The following is a 16,013-nucleotide window of genomic DNA, read 5'->3' as shown; positions in this document are numbered from 1 at the left end:
AACCGGACATGGGCCCCGGATCGCACCGCCCTGTGGACCCGCTGTGGACCCGGGCGGTGACGTGGCCCGCGGGGTCGCACGGTAGGCATGACCCATGGCCACCGCGACCGTCCGCCCCGCCACCGACGACGACGTGGGCGCGATCATGGCGATCCAGGACCGCACCTGGCGCACCGCCTACGCCGGGCTGCTGCCCGAGGAGGCGTTCGCGGGACTCACCTCGGACGCCGCGCGCTCGCACTGGAGCGACGCCGTGCACGCCGGCGACGGCTACCACCTGTTCGTCGCCGTCGAGGGGGACGAGACCGTCGGGTTCGCCGCCGCCGCCCGCTACGCCGGGGCCGACGGTCTGGCGATCGCCGAGGTCAGCACGCTGCTGGTGGAGCCGCGCTGGGGCAGGCGCGGGCACGGCGGGCGGCTGCTCGCCGCCGTGGCGGCCGCGCTGCGGGCGTCCGGCTCGGACACCGGGCGCACCTGGGTGCCCGAGGCCGACACCGCCTCACGGAACTTCTACAGCCGCGCCGGCTGGGCGCCCGACGGCGCGGTGCGCACGCTGGACACCGGATCCTCGACGCTGCGCGAGGTCCGCCACGCCGGGACGCTGGACCTGCACCTGGTCGACTGAGGACTCATCCGAGCCCGAGCAGCGGCTCCAGCCCGATCGTCAGCCCCGGGCGCTCGCGTACGGCACGCACCGCGAGCAGCACGCCCGGCATGAAGCTGGTCCGGTTCATCGAGTCGTGGCGCAGGGTGAACACCTCACCGTCGGTGCCGAGGACGACCTCCTGGTGCGCGATCAGCCCGGGCATCCGGACCGCGTGCACGTGGATGCCCTCGACGACCGCGCCACGGGCGCCGTGCGGGTCGTCGGTGGTGGCGTCGGGAACCTCGCCGAGACCGGCCTCGCGCCGCGCCGCGCCGATCACCGACGCGGTCCGCGCGGCGGTGCCGGACGGGGCGTCGACCTTGCCGGCGTGGTGCAGCTCGATGACCTCGGCGGAGTCGAAGAAGCGGGCGGCCTGCGCCGCGAAGTGCATCATCAGCACCGCGCCGACCCCGAAGTTCGGGGCGACGAGCACGCTGCCCGAGCCGTGCTCGTCGAGGATCGCGCGGACCTCGTCGAACTTGGCGGCGTCGAAGCCGCTGGTCCCGACGACCGGGGCGACCCCGCGCGCCAGGCACTCGCGGATGTTGGCGATCGCGGCGCCGGGGTGGGTGAAGTCGACGGCGACGTCGGCGCCGTCGAGGGCGGACAGGTCGTCGCCCGCGTCCAGCGCGGCGACCAGCTCGGTGTCCTCGGCGGCCTCGACCGCCCGGCACACCTCGCTGCCCATCCGGCCCTTCGCGCCGAGGACCGCCACCTTGATCGTCTCGCTCACCCGCGCTCCTCACTCCGTCCGATCCCACCGACCGTCGGGAGTCTAGGCAGCGGAGCCGGGGTGCCACGGAGCCGGTCCCACACCGCCCCGGGGGCGCCCGATCCGTGCTCACGGGCACGGGCGGGCGCACGGCCGTCAGCAGGCCGGGAGCGGGTCGCGGCGGACGCGATCGATCACCTCGACCAGGTATGGACGCCGCCATCGCCGACGGTCCCGCATGGCCTGGAGCAGCCGTTGCAGGTCCGCCGAGGCCCGCCACGCTCGCCCCACCAACGCAGCCCCGTGGGCCCCCGGTACCAACCGGCCGCCGTAGAGCTCGTGCAGGACGACGCCGAGGGCGAACACGTCGTCCTCCACGGCGGTCGGTTCCCGGCCGTGCGGACGAGGCGGCTCGTAGCCCGGCGAGGCATAGCCGGAGAGCCTCGGCGACGCAATGGGACAGGCGCCCTCGAAGTCGAGAAGGTGCACCCGCCCCCGGGATCCGACCACGATGTTGGCCGGCTTGCAGTCGTTCCAGATCCAGCCGTGGGTGTGTACCGACCGCACGGACTCGGCGAGGCGCAGCACGATGGCACGCAGTGTGTGTGCCGGAACGTGTCCGTGGACCATCTGCGCGACGTCCACACCCGCGATCGGCTCCATCTTCAGGTAGACGTGCCCACCTGCGGTCTCGACGCCGGTCAGGACCGGCATGCAGCCCAGTCCGCGCAGAGCCGTGAGCGCATCCGCCTCGTCGAGGCCCCGTCGACGGCCGTCGACACCGTCGAAGTCGGTCTCACCGTGCCTGCGCCCCTCCTTGGCGATGCACAGGTGGCGCCGACCGGCATTGCGATCCACCGCGAGGTAGACGCCGCCCTTACCCCGCTGGCTGACGGCCCGGAGCCCGACGAACGACATCGCCTCCTGTCGGTGCACCGTCCGGGCCCGCCACACAACCGGGTCCCGCACCCACGCCGGAGGCTCCGTGTCGGAACGACGGTCGGGCACGACCTGCCCGTCGGGGCCCCTCAGGTGGCACGCCCCGAGCGTCGTGTCGACCGAGGGGTCGACGACGCCGTACCGGTAGAAGACCGGACGACCCGCGGCCAGCTGCTTCTCGAAGGGGACCGCGGGCCAATGATCGCAGTCCTCGGTGGCTGCGACGAGTGCGTCCCCGAGTGCGACGAACTCCTCGTCGGAGGACGGATAAACGGTGAAGATCTTGCCGATCTGAGAGTACGTCGGTCCTATTCCCTGGTTCAGCCGGGCCACTCCAGCGAGGGTCCGCGGACATTTCGCGAGGACGCCGTACTCCCGCACGATCTGCGCGACCCGATCGAGGATCACGGGCACCGTCATGACCGTGGCCGAGACATGGATCTTCCACCCGGCATGGGGAAGATCCGCGTCCTCGGGCGGCGAGGTGAATCGCCACTCGCCCCGCTCGCACGGGAAGGTCCGCGACGACTCCCGCAGCCAGTCGTCAGCGAGGTGCACGCCCGTTACGCCTCCTGCACCGCGGTCAACGTCGTCAGCGTTGCGGTCGTCACGGTCGTCGGGCTGGTCAGCGTGCACGTCGTCGCCGTCGTGACGGTCGTCGAGAACTCGGCTTCATTCCCGGCCGCCTGGGTGAGGTTCCCGAGTCCGGCCGGATCGAGCGCCATCTTGCGCCGCAGGTCGTCGGTGGTGGCCGTGCCGCTCACGACCTTGTTCAAGGTGGTGCGCATGTCCTCCGCATAGGCCTCGTCGGTCACGAGTCGATTGACGTATTCGGCGACGGAGTTCTTGTGAGCATCAGGCATGAGAGCTGCTCCTCGTCCTGGGATTCGCGTCTTCGCCCTCGTAGTGTTCGCTCCCCCCGAACGTCGGACATGATGCGAATTGACGATATCCGGGCATGCCGAGCGGGCAGTCCACGCCGAAGGACTCACCCTACGACGAGGCCGCCGATCCACACCGCGACCGTGACCAGCCCCGCGGCGAGCTCGATCAGGATGCTCCAGCCGACGGCGGTGAGCGCCTCGCGTGCCGAGCGCCAGGCGGTGGCGGCGTCGGGCAGACGGGCCAGCTCGGCCAGCCAGACCCCGAGCACGAACCCGAGGAACAGCCCGACCACCGGCACGACGAAGAACCCGACGACGCCCAGCACGAGCCCGGCGAACAGGGTGCGGGTCGGGACCCCGGCGGCCTTGAGCCGGCGTCCCGGGAGCAGGTACTTCGCGACCTGGCCGGCGACGGTGACGAGCACCGCGATGCCGAGCACCCACCAGCCGACCGCATCGCCGCGCGGGACCGCCCAGACCGCGACCCCGCCGACGATCAGCAGCGGCCCGGGCAGGACCGGCAGCACGATCCCGGCCAGTCCGACGAGCATCATCAGGCCGGCGACGACGGCGAGGGCGGTCATGGCGCCCAGCCTGCCAGCAGGTCCGGCGGTTCCCTCGGACGAACCCGCGGTGCCGGGAGGGTGTCATCATCACGAGTGGGTAAACGCTGTGAGCCGGGACTACCAACTTCTGGTACTGGCGTGCCAGCCTCGATGTCACCCGAAACAGTGACACCCGCTCACCTGCGGTCGTCCCACCACCCGCGCGCTGCCGGTCACCACCGCACCGCGGACGAACAGAGAAGAGCAGCGTGCTCCGGTACCTCCTGCGCAGGGGCGCCGGGTGGCTCGCGATGATCGTCGTCGCGACCAACCTGGTCTACTTCCTCGCGAACTCCTTCCTCGACCCCCGGGTCAACTACCTGCAGCTGCGACCGCCGCGCACCGACGCGGAGATCGCCCGGTCGCTGGGCCAGTACAACCTGGACTCGAACGTCCCGGTCCTGGAGCGGTGGTGGATCTGGATCACCGGGATCGTGACCCGCTGGGACTGGGGCACCAGCCCGATCGGCGACCCGGTGAACGCGCAGGTGGCGTTCCGCGTCGTGGTGTCCGGGCAGCTGGTGTTCTTCTCGCTGCTGCTGTCGATCGTGATCGGGGTGGCGCTCGGGGTCTACTCGGCCCAGCGCCAGTACCGGCTCGGTGACCGCGCCGCCCAGCTGACCTCGGTGTTCACCCTGAACATCCCGTCGGCGGTCGCGGCGCTGGCGGTCGTGTTCGTCGCCATCGCGATCAACCAGGGTGTCGGCGGGACGCTCTTCTACGTCGCGGGGTCCGAGTCGCCCGGGGTCACCGGGTTCTGGCCGCTGCTGGTCGACCGGGCCCAGCACCTCGTACTGCCGACGATCTCGCTGCTGATCATCTCCTACGCGGGTTACCACCTGCTGCAGCGCTCGATGCTGCTCGACGTGGTCAACTCCGACTACGTGCGGACCGCCCGGGCCAAGGGGCTGACCCGCAGGCAGGCCATCCGGCGTCACGGGCTGCGCAGCTCGATGATCCCGGTGGCGACTCAGGTGGCGTTCGCGATCCCGGCGCTGTTCACCGGTGCGGTGATCACCGAGAAGACCTTCGCCTGGCAGGGCATGGGCGACTACTTCATCCGCACCATCTCGACCAACGACATCCACGGCGTCGTCGCCACGGCGGCGTTCGGCGCGGTGACGACGGCGGTCGGCGCCATGCTCGCCGACATCGCGGTCGTCGCCCTCGACCCGAGGGTGCGGGTGGGCTGACATGAGCCTGAACATGCCCGAGCTCGCCCCCACCGTCTCCGACGGTGCCGACGGCGCCCCGGGGCCGGGCGCACCCCGTCGTCGCCGGGGTGCCCGCGCCGCGCTGGTCTGGCGTCGCTACCGGCGCAACCGGCCCGCGATGGCAGGTCTGGTCGTCTTCGGTCTGCTGGTGCTGTTCTCCCTGGTCGGCGGGTTCCTCTCCCCCTACGACCACACCGACGTCGACTTCGCGGCGCTGACCGCGGCGCCGTCGCTGGACCACCCGCTGGGCACCACGGCCGGCGGTAACGACGTCTACGCCCAGGCCGTGCACGGCCTGCAGCGCTCACTGACCATCGCCGTCACGGTCTCGCTGCTGACCACCCTGATCGCCGCGGTGGTCGGGGCGGGCGCGGCCTACCTGGGCGGCGGGCGGACCTGGGCCCGGCGCGGCGAGCGCGTCCTGCTCACGGTCGTCCACTTCCTGATGGTGGTGCCGTCGTTCCTGATCCTGGCGCTGGCCTCCCAGTGGGGGTCGGGCGACTACCGGATCCTGATCGTCGCCCTGACCCTGCTGGGCTGGATGACCACCGCCCGCGTGGTCTGGACCGTCGCGACGACGCTGCGCGAACGCGAGTACGTCTCGGCCGCCCGCTTCATGGGGGTGTCCGGGCCGGGGATCGTCTTCCGCCACCTCATCCCGAACATCGGCTCGCTGCTCATCGTCACCTTCACCCTGAACGTGGCGAGCACCGTGCAGAGCGAGACCGCGCTGTCGTTCATCGGGTTCGGCGTGCAGATCCCCGACGTCTCGCTGGGCACGATGCTCGCCGACGGCGGCTCGTCGATGGCGACCGCGCCGTGGATCTTCATCGTGCCGTCGGTGCTGCTGGTGCTGCTGACCGCGTCGCTCGCGTTCGTCGGCGACGGCCTGCGCGACGCCCTCGACCCGACGTCCCGGGCCGGAGGCAGCGCATGAACGCCCCCGTGCTGTCCGTGCGCGACCTGACCGTCGCGTTCCCCTCCGAGGCCGGCCGGGTGGCGGCCGTCCGCGGCGTCGACTTCGACCTGTTGCCCGGGCGCACGCTCGGCATCGTCGGCGAGTCCGGATCCGGCAAGTCGGTGACCTCGCTGGCCGTGATGGGCCTGCTGCCCGAGACGGCGTCGGTGACGGGCTCGATCACCCTGGCCGGCCGCGAGCTGGTCGGACTGTCCGACGAGGAGCTGTCCGGGATCCGCGGCAACGACATCGGGATGGTCTTCCAGGACCCGCTGTCCTCGCTGACACCGATCTTCACCGTCGGCGACCAGCTCGTCGAGGCCATGCAGATCCACCGCGACATCGGCCGCGCGAAGGCCCGCGAACGTGCGGTCGAGCTGCTCGACCTGGTCGGCATCCCCGATCCTCGACGACGCGTGCGCGCCTTCCCGCACGAGTTCTCGGGCGGCATGCGTCAGCGCGTGATGATCGCGATGGCGATCGCGAACGACCCGTCGGTGATCATCGCCGACGAGCCGACGACCGCCCTGGACGTCACCGTGCAGGCACAGATCCTCGACGTGCTGAAGGTGGCGCGTGACGAGACCGGCGCCGCCGTCGTCATGATCACCCACGACCTGGGAGTGGTCGCCGGGGTCGCCGACGACGTGCTCGTCATGTACGCCGGGCGCCCGGTCGAGACGGCCCCGGTGGACGAGCTGTTCGCCGCGCCGCGGATGCCGTACACGATCGGTCTGCTCGGCGCGGTCCCCCGCGTCGACAGCGTCGAGCGGCGCCCGCTGGTCCCGGTGCCCGGCAGCCCGCCCGCACCGACCGACCTGCCGACGGGCTGCCCGTTCGCGCCGCGCTGCCCGGTCGCCGTCGACGCCTGCCGCACCGCCGAGCCGCCGCTTCGGCCCGTCCCGGGTCGCGACGGCCACGCCGCCGCCTGCGTGCGGACCGGCGAGATCGTCGACGGTGCGATCGACGGCGAGCCCGTGTTCGCCGTTCCGGACCTCCTCCTCGACGACGACCGCGCCGGCGACCGCGAGACCCGTCCCGCGGTGCTGTCGGTGAGCCACCTGCGCAGGACGTTCCCCCTGATGAAGGGGTCCCTGGTGCGACGCCGGGTCGGCACGGTGCACGCCGTCGCCGACGTGGACCTCGACATCCGCCGCGGTGAGACCCTCGGCCTGGTCGGCGAGTCCGGCTGCGGCAAGACCACGACGCTGCTGGAGATCATGAACCTGCTCCCGCCGGAGAGCGGGACGATCGAGATCGCCGGAACCGACGTCGCCACGCTGCGCGGCCGCAGCGACATCGCCGCGCTGCGTCGCGAGATCCAGATCGTGTTCCAGGACCCGATGGGCGCGCTCGACCCGCGCATGACGGTCGGCGACATCCTCACCGAACCGCTGCGGGCGGCCGGCTGGACCGACCGGGACCGGGTCGCCACCCGGGTCGACGAGCTGATGGCGCTGGTCGGTCTGGACCCGGAGCACGTCGACCGGTTCCCGGCGGCGTTCTCCGGCGGGCAGCGCCAGCGCATCGGGATCGCCCGCGCGCTGGCGACGAAGCCGTCGCTGCTGGTGCTCGACGAGCCGGTGTCCGCCCTCGACGTCTCGGTGCAGGCCGGGGTGCTGAACCTGCTCACCGCACTGCAGCGCGAGCTGGGGCTGAGCTACCTGTTCGTCGCGCACGACCTGTCGGTGGTGCGGCACGTCGCGGACCGGGTCGCGGTCATGTACCTGGGCCGGATCGTGGAGTCCGGCGCGGTCGCCGACGTGTTCGGCAACCCGCAGCACCCTTACACCCAGGCGCTGCTGTCGGCGATCCCGGTGCCGGACCCGCAGGTCGAACGGACCCGGCAGCGGGTGGTGCTCTCCGGGGACCTGCCCAGCCCGACCGACGACGCGCCGGGCTGCGCGTTCCTGGGCCGCTGCCCGCTGGCCCGGACGCTGTCCGAGCACGAGCGCTCGCGCTGTGCCGGCGAGACCCCCGAGCTCCTGGTCAAGGACGGCGCGAGCGACGCAGACTCCGACCACCGCAACGCCTGCCACTTCCGCTGACCCACCTCAACCCCGACCGGGGAACCGAACGAAGGAGAGACATGCGCAGACCCATCCGACGCGGGGCGACCACCGCCGCCGTCGCGGCGCTGGCCCTGGTGCTGGCGGGCTGTGGCGGAGGTGGCTCCGGCGGGCCCGCGCAGACGGCCGAGTCGCTGTCGACGACGCCGTCGTACAACGCCCAGCCCTACGAGAACGTCAAGGACGGCGGCCAGGTCACCCTGCCGTTCCGCTCGGACCTGAACCCGCAGTTCAACCAGTTCCAGGGCGACATGACGACGGACACCCGTCTGGCCTGGGGCTTCTACAACCCCATGGTCATCACCTTCACCCCCACCGGTGAGCCGGTGATCAACCCGGACTACGTGACCAAGGCCGACGCCGTCGACAACGGCGGGAAGACCACCGTCACCTACACGATCAACCCGAAGGCCGTCTTCAACGACGGCACGCCGATCGACTGGCGGGCCTTCGAGTCGACCTGGAAGGCCAACAACGGCAAGGACAGCGCCTTCATCCCGAACTCCACCGACGGCTACGACCGGATCACCTCGGTGACCCGCGGTGCCGACGACAAGCAGGCCGTCGTCGCCTTCAACGGGCCCAACCCGTGGTGGCAGGGCCTCTTCAACAACCTGCTGCACCCGAAGGCGGCCACCCCGGACGTCTTCAACAAGGGTTACCTGAACAACCCGCATCCCGAGTGGGGCGCCGGCCCGTACGTCCTGTCGAACTTCGACAAGCAGAACTCGACGCTCACCTTCGAGCGCAACCCGAAGTGGTGGGGCAAGAAGGGCAAGCTCGACCGCATCACCCTGGTGCAGATGGAGACGCAGGCGAAGGTCAACGCCTTCCGCAACGGGCAGATCGACGCCGCCGAGGCGGAAACCGCCGACCTGCTCGCCCAGGCCCGCAGCGTGCCGAACGCCGACATCCGCATCTCCGGGACCCCGGCCAACTTCCTGCTGACGCTCAACAGCACCACCCCGGTCCTCAAGGACCCCGCGGTCCGCAAGGCGGTGTTCGACGCCATCGACCGAACCCAGCTCGCCAAGATCGCGTTCCAGGGGCTCGACTACACCGAGGACCCCGGTGGGTCGTTGGTGCTGCAGCCCTACCAGAAGGGCTACGAGGACAACCTCGCCGCCGCGGTCGCCTTCGACCCGGAGCGCGCGAAACAGGGCCTCGACGCCGCGGGCTGGGTCGCCGGCCCGGACGGCGTCCGGACCAAGGGCGGTCAGCCACTGACCTTCACCTACGTACAGACCGGAGACACCCCCACCAAGCGGGCGTCCTCGGGTGCCATGGTGGCCATGCTGAAGAACATCGGCGTCGACCTCAAGGTCCGCGTCGTACCCTCGACCGACTTCTCGAAGGTCATGGCGAACAAGGAGTTCGACATGGTCTTCAGCGGATTCAAGTCCTCGGACCCGTACGGCGTCGCCTACATCTGCCAGCAGTACTGCTCGGACTCGACGCTGAACAAGTCCGGCACCGGCACCGGCACCGCCGCGCTCGACGAGGAGCTGCGCAAGGTCAACACCCTGCCGACCGCCGACGAGCAGTACGCCGCCGCGAACGCGGTGGAGAAGAAGGCATTCGCGACGTACGGGCTGCTCCCGGTCTACTCGGGCCCCGCGATCTGGGCCACCAAGCCCGGGCTCGCGAACTGGGGCGCAAGCCTGTTCGCCTTCAACCCGCTGCCCGAGACCCTCGGCTGGCAGAACGGATCCTGAGCGACCCCGCACCACACCGACGGAGCCCCGGACCCGCACCGGGTCCGGGGCTCCGCCTCTGCCTCCTCGACACACGAAACGGGCCCCTCGTACGGAAGTTCGTACGAGGGGCCCGTTCGTGCGTAGGAAGCCGCCCGGCGAGGCGGCCGAAAGGGTGGGGTCAGGCCAGGTCCCGCAGGGCGACCGGGAGGTCGTCGACGTCGGCGTAGGGCCCCACGACGGCCGCCGTCAGCGGCTGGGCCAGCAGGTCCGCGGCCAGCGCCGCGACCTCGCCCGGGGTGACCGCGTCGATGCGGGCGAGGCTGTCGGCCAGCGACCGCTGCCGCCCGTGGTCCAGCTCGGCGCGGCCGAGCCGGTTCATCCGCGACGCGGTGTCCTCGCAGCCCAGCACCAGTCCCCCGCGCAGGGCGCCCTGGGCACGGACGACCTCGGCCTCGGTCAGTCCGTCGGCCGCGACCTCGCCGAGCACGTCGCGCACCACGGCGACGACCTCGCCGAGGCGTTCGGGGGCGCATCCGGCGTACACCGACAGCGCGCCGGCGTCGGCGTAGCGCACCGTCGAGGAGTAGACCTGGTAGGCCAGCCCGCGCTGCTCCCGGACCTGCTGGAACAGCCGCGAGGACAGCCCCCCCCCCCCCCCCCCCCCCCCCGCCCGCCGAGGGCGGAGTTGAGGACGGCGAGCACCGGGAGGCCGCGGCCGGCGCGGCCCGCGGTGGGCACGCCGAGCATCACGTGGGCCTGCTCTGACTCGTCGTCGAGCAGCCCGAGGGCACCGGTGCGGACCGGGCGGACACCTGTGGCGCTGCGCGGGGGCACCGGACGGGCCCCCTCGTGGTGCCGCGCGGCCGCGCCGAGGGCGGCGGCCACGAGCTCGGCGACGTGGGAGTGGTCGAGGTTCCCGGCCGCGGCGACGACCATCCGCGGCGCCGTGTACTGCCCGCGCCAGAAGCTGTGCAGGGTGTCGCGGCTCATCGCCCGGACCGACTCCTCGGAGCCGATCACCGGGCGCCCCAGCGGGTGGTCGCCGAACAGGGTCTCGTCGAACAGGTCGCCGAGCAGGTCCTCCGGGTCGTCGTCGCGCATCGAGATCTCCTCGAGCACTACGCCGCGTTCCAGCTCGACGTCGGTGTGCGCCAGCTCGGCGTCGGTGACGACGTCGGCCAGCACGTCCACCGCGAGCGCCACATCGGTGTCGAGGACGTGGGCGTAGTAGCAGGTGTGCTCCTTGGCGGTGAACGCGTTCAGCTCACCGCCGACGGCGTCCATCTCCTCGGCGATGCCCGCCGCGGTGCGCCGCCGGGTGCCCTTGAACAGCAGGTGTTCCAGGAAGTGCGCGGCGCCGGCCTGCTCGGGTGTCTCGTCGACCGAGCCGATCCCGATCCAGATGCCGAGTGCCACCGAGCGGACCCCGGGCACGGCCTCGGTGACCAGCCGCACCCCGCCGGGCAGATCGCTGCGGCGGACGGTGTCACCGGAGTCGGCGTCGGGGAGCGGGGACACACGGGCGGCGGCCCGGGAGGAGTCCCGGGCCGCCGTCGCGTGGTCGTTCTCAGATGCCAACAGTTCAGCTCGGGTTGGCGGCGGCCTCGGCCGGAGCCTCGGCGTCGACGACGCCCTCGGCGGGCGCCTCCGCGACCGCGGACTCGTCGACCACCGGGATCAGCGAGATCTTGCCGCGGTTGTCGATGTCGGTGACCTCGACGCGCAGCTTGTCGCCGACCTTGACGACGTCCTCGACCTTGCTGATCCGCTTCCCGTTGCCGAGCTTCGAGATGTGGACCAGGCCGTCCTTGCCGGGGACCAGCGAGACGAAGGCACCGAACGCGGCGGCCTTGACCACCGTGCCCAGGAAGCGCTCGCCGACCTTCGGCAGCTGCGGGTTGGCGATCGCGTTGATCATGCCGATCGCCTCCTCCGCGGAGGGGCCGTCGTTCGCACCGACGTAGATCGTGCCGTCGTCCTCGATCGAGATGTCGGCGCCGGTCTTCTCGGTGATCGAGTTGATCATCTTGCCCTTCGGGCCGATGACCTCGCCGATCTTGTCGACCGGGACCTTCACCGCGGTGACCCGCGGCGCGTACTTGCTCATCTCGTCCGGGCCGTCGATGGCCTCGCCGATCACCTCGAGGATGGTCAGGCGGGCGTCCTTGGCCTGGTTCAGCGCGGCGGCGAGCACCTCGGACGGGATGCCGTCCAGCTTGGTGTCCAGCTGCAGCGCCGTGACGAACTCCTTGGTGCCGGCGACCTTGAAGTCCATGTCGCCGAAGGCGTCCTCGGCGCCGAGGATGTCGGTCAGCGCGACGTAGCGCGTCTGGCCGTCGACCTCGTCGGACACCAGGCCCATCGCGATGCCCGCGACCGGCGCCTTCAGCGGCACACCGGCGTTGAGCAGCGACATCGTGGACGCGCAGACCGAGCCCATCGAGGTCGAGCCGTTCGAGCCGAGGGCCTCGGAGACCTGGCGGATCGCGTAGGGGAACTCCTCGCGGTTCGGCAGGACCGGGATCAGGGCCCGCTCGGCGAGCGCGCCGTGGCCGATCTCGCGGCGCTTCGGCGAGCCGACGCGACCGGTCTCACCGGTCGAGTACGGCGGGAAGTTGTAGTGGTGCAGGTAGCGCTTGCGCGTCTCCGGCCCCAGCTGGTCGATCTGCTGCTCCATGCGGAGCATGTTCAGCGTGGTGACACCCATGATCTGGGTCTCGCCGCGCTCGAACAGCGCCGAGCCGTGCGCCCGCGGGACGACCTCGACCTCGGCCGACAGCGGCCGGATGTCGGTCAGGCCGCGGCCGTCGATCCGGACCTGGTCGGTCAGGATCCGGCGGCGGACCAGCTTCTTGTTCAGCGCGCGGAACGCGTTGCCGAGCTCGGACTCGCGGCCGACGAAGCGCTCGCCGAGCTTCTCGAGCACCGACGCCTTGATCTCGTCGGTGCGGGTCTCGCGCTCCTGCTTGCCGGCGATGGTCAGCGCCTGCGCCAGCTCCTGCTCGACGGCCTCGGAGACGGCCTCGAAGGCGTCCGGCTGGTAGGCCGGGAACACCGGGTAGTCGCCGGTCGGCTTGGCGGCGACGTCGGCCAGCTGCTGCTGGGCGATGCACAGCGAGCGGATGAAGGGCTTCGCGGCCTCGAGGCCGTCGGCCACGACGCCCTCGGTCGGGGCGGTGGCGCCGCCCGCGATCAGCTCGATCGTGTTCTCGGTGGCCTCGGCCTCGACCATCATGATCGCGACGTCGTCGCCCACGATGCGGCCCGCGACGACCATGTCGAACGCGGCGCGGTCGAGCTGGTCGTGGGTCGGGAAGGCGACCCACTGGGTGTCGGTGCCCGCCTCGTTCGCGATGAGCGCGACGCGGACGCCGCCGACCGGGCCGGAGAACGGCAGGCCGGCGAGCTGGGTGGACGCCGACGCGGCGTTGATCGCCACGACGTCGTAGGGGTCCTTCGGGTCGAGCGACATGACCGTCACGACGACCTGGATCTCGTTGCGCAGACCGTCCACGAAGGACGGGCGCAGCGGGCGGTCGATGAGGCGGCAGGTCAGGATCGCGTCGGTGCCCGGGCGGCCCTCGCGGCGGAAGAACGAGCCGGGGATCCGGCCCGCGGCGTACATCCGCTCCTCGACGTCCACCGTGAGCGGGAAGAAGTCGAACTGGTCCTTCGGCCGCTTCGAGGCGGTCGTGGCGGACAGCAGCATGGTCTCGTCGTCGAGGTACGCGACGACGGACCCGGCAGCCTGGCGCGCGAGCCTGCCGGTCTCGAACCGGACGGTGCGGGTGCCGTAGGTGCCGTTGTCGATGACGGCGGTGCTCTCGTGCACGCCGTCCTCGGAGATGACGTCAGTCATACGGGGGTGTTCTCCTCGTCGTTGGGAGTGGTCTTCGTCTACCCCCACCACCGTGGCGCCGGCTCGATCCCCTGCTGGGCCGGTCTTCGATCGAAGCCCCCGGCCGCGCGTCGCGCTCCGGGGGCCACTACCGAGGACCGGCGGATGTCCGGTCGCCTCGCGTGGCGGGCTCTGTTCAGTTGTGTCGCTCGGTGTTACGGAACGACCCGGCACCGGGAACCGGTGCCGGGTCGCCCCAGGCGGGTCAGCGGCGCAGACCCAGCTTCTCGATCAGCGCGCGGTAGCGGGCGACGTCGACCTCGCGCAGGTACTTGAGCAGCCGGCGACGACGACCGACCAGCAGCAGCAGGCCGCGCCGGCTGTGGTGGTCGTGCTTGTGCTGCTTCAGGTGCTCGGTCAGGCCGACGATGCGCTGCGTCAGCAGCGCGACCTGGGCCTCGGGGGACCCGGTGTCGGTGGCGTGGGTGCCGTACTGCTCGAGCGTGCTCTTCTTCTCGGCGGTGGTCAGTGCCACTGCTCAACTCCTTCATCCTTGAGACGGTCCGTGGGGCCGTGACGTCCGACGAAACCCGGGTGAACCGGCGGGACGGCAGGAAGTCGGTCGCGGCCGCCACGGACTGCAGCCGGACCCGAGGTGAAACGGTACCAGCGACGGGTGCGCCGACCGCCGCCGACCCGCGTCACCCCGGTGTGTGGTCCGGTGTCCCGGCGTTGTGTGCTCCGGTGTCCCGGCACGCGGCGGGACCCGGTGGACCACCGCGGCCACCGATGCGGGTCACCCCACCGCGTCCGCACCCGGGGTCGGCAGCCGGGCTCAGCGCCGTCCGGCGGCGGCCCGGCGCAGCACCTCGGCGATCTCCGGGAACGCCGCGGCCAGCTCGGCCGCCGCCGCGACGAGCCGGGCCGGCGCACTCACCCCGCGCAGCGCGTCCTCCGCGGTCGGCTCGGCCGGGGCCCGTCGCGGCTGCGGCACCGCCGGCCCGGTCGTGGGTGCCTGCCCGGCGCAGCGGCAGGCACCGGTCGGTGCACCCGGCGTCGGCTCCTGCCGGACCCTGGCCAGCAGCACCTCGCGTTCGGCCTCGGGCACCGGACCGTGCGCGAGCCGCCGGTCCAGCGCGGTCATCCGGCCCAGCACCGCAGGGTCCCCGATCTTGACCCGGCGCCCGCCCGCCAGCTGGGACAGCATCGCCGGGCTCAGCCCGATCGCGGCGGCGAGGCGGGCCTGGGTGATGCCGAGGCCGGTCGTGAGCCGGCGGATGCGTTCGTCGAGGGGCTCGCCGTAGATCGCGCTCTGGCGGTCGCGGTTGCGCGCGATCTCCTGCGCCACCGGGTCCACGGTGCGGGGGTCGTCCATGCCTGCCAGCCTCGGTGACCACGCGGTTTGGCGCGGTCGTTCGGCCCCGGCAGGGGGTTTTCACCTAATCCGGCACCCAGTCGGGTCCGGTGGCGTCGCCGGCCGCGGTGAGGATCTCGCGGCAGGTCTCCACGTCGCGGCCCATCTGCGCGACGAGCGCCTCGACGCCGTCGTAGTGCTCCTGGCCGCGCAGCCGCTCGACGAACTCGACGCTGACCTCGTGGCCGTAGAAGTTCTCGTCGACGTCGAGGACGTAGACCTCGACGGTGCGCACCCGCCCGGAGAACGTCGGGTTGGTCCCCACCGAGATCGCCCCCATCAGACGACGGTCGCCGATGCGGAACCAGCCCGCGTAGACGCCGTCGGCGGGGATCGCGGTGTGCGGCGGGGTGGCGACGTTCGCGGTCGGGTAGCCCAGGTCACGGCCACGTTTGTGGCCGTGCACGATCACGCCGTCCACCCGGTGCCAGCGGCCCAGCGCGTGCGCGGCGTCGCGGACGGCCCCGGCGTCGATGCAGGACCGGATGTAGGTGGAGGAGAAGGTCACGTCGTGGTCGGAGACCAGGTCGAGCGCCTCGCAGGCGAACCCGAAGCGACGGCCCAGCTCGGCGAGGGTCCCGACGTCACCCTCGGCCCGGTGGCCGAAGGTGAAGTTGCTGCCCACCACGACGACGGCCGCGTGCAGCCGGTCGACCAGCACCTCGTGCGCGAACCCGGCGGGCGGCATCCGGGACAGCGCCTCGGTGAACGGGATGACACAGAAGACGTCCGCGCCCACCTCGGCCACGAGCTCGGCCCGCCGGTCGAGTGTGGACAGCCGCGCCGGGTGGGTGCCGGGCCGGATCAGCTCGGCCGGGTGCGGGTCGAACGTCACGACGACGGCGGGCAGGCCGCGCTCGTGCGCCCGTTCCACCGCGCGGGAGATCAGCTGCCGGTGTCCACGGTGCACCCCGTCGAACACGCCGACGGTCACGACGCACCGGCCCCAGCCGGGCGGAACCGCCTCCAGACCACGCCACCGCTGCACGGGCGCGAGCCTAGGCGAACCGGGCCGGGTCCCGCGCAGCGGGCGACCG

13 protein-coding genes and 1 pseudogene are annotated in these 16,013 nt (G+C 72.0%); 5 read left to right on the top strand and 9 right to left on the bottom strand.

Annotated features, from left to right (window positions below; all coding sequences use genetic code 11):
• Positions 1-94: 94 nt before the first annotated feature.
• The gene (locus tag Ae717Ps2_RS06510) at positions 95-625 is read left to right on the top strand and encodes a GNAT family N-acetyltransferase (RefSeq protein ID WP_075333137.1); all 531 of its coding nucleotides are present in this window, start codon (positions 95-97) and stop codon (positions 623-625) included.
• A gap of 4 nt (positions 626-629) precedes the next feature.
• On the opposite strand, the gene dapB is transcribed toward Ae717Ps2_RS06510, so the two are convergent.
• The 4 genes from dapB to Ae717Ps2_RS06490 form a co-directional block, all read right to left on the bottom strand.
• Positions 630-1,379 carry a 4-hydroxy-tetrahydrodipicolinate reductase gene (dapB, locus tag Ae717Ps2_RS06505; RefSeq protein WP_075333136.1) on the bottom strand — a complete coding sequence of 250 codons (750 nt, stop codon included), beginning with the start codon at positions 1,377-1,379 and terminating at the stop codon, positions 630-632.
• 135 nt (positions 1,380-1,514) lie between these two features.
• A complete protein-coding gene (locus Ae717Ps2_RS06500; protein WP_075333135.1) occupies positions 1,515-2,855 on the bottom strand; it encodes a hypothetical protein in 1,341 nt (446 codons plus the stop codon).
• Between the two features lie 5 nt (positions 2,856-2,860).
• Positions 2,861-3,160 (bottom strand): hypothetical protein, encoded by a 300-nt coding sequence (locus tag Ae717Ps2_RS06495; RefSeq protein ID WP_139320213.1) that lies wholly within the window; start codon positions 3,158-3,160, stop codon positions 2,861-2,863.
• A gap of 125 nt (positions 3,161-3,285) precedes the next feature.
• Positions 3,286-3,765, bottom strand: a complete 480-nt coding sequence (locus tag Ae717Ps2_RS06490; RefSeq protein ID WP_020627871.1) for a DUF456 domain-containing protein — start codon at positions 3,763-3,765, stop codon at positions 3,286-3,288.
• A gap of 230 nt (positions 3,766-3,995) precedes the next feature.
• Here Ae717Ps2_RS06490 and Ae717Ps2_RS06485 point away from each other — a divergent pair, with 230 nt between their 5' ends.
• Genes Ae717Ps2_RS06485 through Ae717Ps2_RS06470 form a run of 4 tightly spaced genes read left to right on the top strand, consistent with a single transcriptional unit; the run spans position 3,996 to position 9,742 of the window.
• Positions 3,996-4,979, top strand: coding sequence for an ABC transporter permease (locus Ae717Ps2_RS06485; RefSeq protein ID WP_020627872.1), 984 nt, complete (start codon positions 3,996-3,998; stop codon positions 4,977-4,979).
• Position 4,980: 1 nt separating this feature from the next.
• Entirely contained in the window at positions 4,981-5,937 is a 957-nt protein-coding gene (locus Ae717Ps2_RS06480; protein WP_060712828.1) for an ABC transporter permease, read from the top strand.
• Positions 5,934-8,006 (top strand): ABC transporter ATP-binding protein, encoded by a 2,073-nt coding sequence (locus Ae717Ps2_RS06475; RefSeq protein ID WP_075307523.1) that lies wholly within the window; start codon positions 5,934-5,936, stop codon positions 8,004-8,006. Before Ae717Ps2_RS06480 ends, Ae717Ps2_RS06475 begins: the two co-directional genes overlap by 4 nt.
• A gap of 41 nt (positions 8,007-8,047) precedes the next feature.
• Entirely contained in the window at positions 8,048-9,742 is a 1,695-nt protein-coding gene (locus Ae717Ps2_RS06470) for an ABC transporter family substrate-binding protein (protein WP_075333134.1), read from the top strand.
• A 160-nt stretch (positions 9,743-9,902) separates the two neighbouring features.
• Here Ae717Ps2_RS06470 and Ae717Ps2_RS06465 read toward each other — a convergent pair.
• The 5 genes and pseudogenes from Ae717Ps2_RS06465 to Ae717Ps2_RS06445 form a co-directional block, all read right to left on the bottom strand.
• Positions 9,903-11,242: pseudogene (locus tag Ae717Ps2_RS06465) on the bottom strand (M16 family metallopeptidase).
• 64 nt (positions 11,243-11,306) lie between these two features.
• The gene (locus tag Ae717Ps2_RS06460) at positions 11,307-13,583 is read right to left on the bottom strand and encodes a polyribonucleotide nucleotidyltransferase (protein ID WP_075307529.1); all 2,277 of its coding nucleotides are present in this window, start codon (positions 13,581-13,583) and stop codon (positions 11,307-11,309) included.
• A gap of 244 nt (positions 13,584-13,827) precedes the next feature.
• On the bottom strand, positions 13,828-14,097 hold the full coding sequence (rpsO, locus tag Ae717Ps2_RS06455) for a 30S ribosomal protein S15 (RefSeq protein ID WP_020621572.1): 270 nt from the start codon (positions 14,095-14,097) through the stop codon (positions 13,828-13,830).
• Positions 14,098-14,397: 300 nt separating this feature from the next.
• Complete coding sequence (locus Ae717Ps2_RS06450) at positions 14,398-14,937, bottom strand: helix-turn-helix domain-containing protein (protein WP_083695722.1); 540 nt, start codon at positions 14,935-14,937, stop codon at positions 14,398-14,400.
• A 64-nt stretch (positions 14,938-15,001) separates the two neighbouring features.
• The gene (locus tag Ae717Ps2_RS06445) at positions 15,002-15,964 is read right to left on the bottom strand and encodes a bifunctional riboflavin kinase/FAD synthetase (protein WP_075333133.1); all 963 of its coding nucleotides are present in this window, start codon (positions 15,962-15,964) and stop codon (positions 15,002-15,004) included.
• Positions 15,965-16,013: the final 49 nt, after the last annotated feature.

Origin of the sequence: Pseudonocardia sp. Ae717_Ps2, assembly GCF_001932475.1 — a bacterium.
Taxonomy (GTDB): domain Bacteria; phylum Actinomycetota; class Actinomycetes; order Mycobacteriales; family Pseudonocardiaceae; genus Pseudonocardia.
Note: the sequence above shows the minus strand (reverse complement) of the source record. Positions and strands in the feature narration are given on the sequence as shown.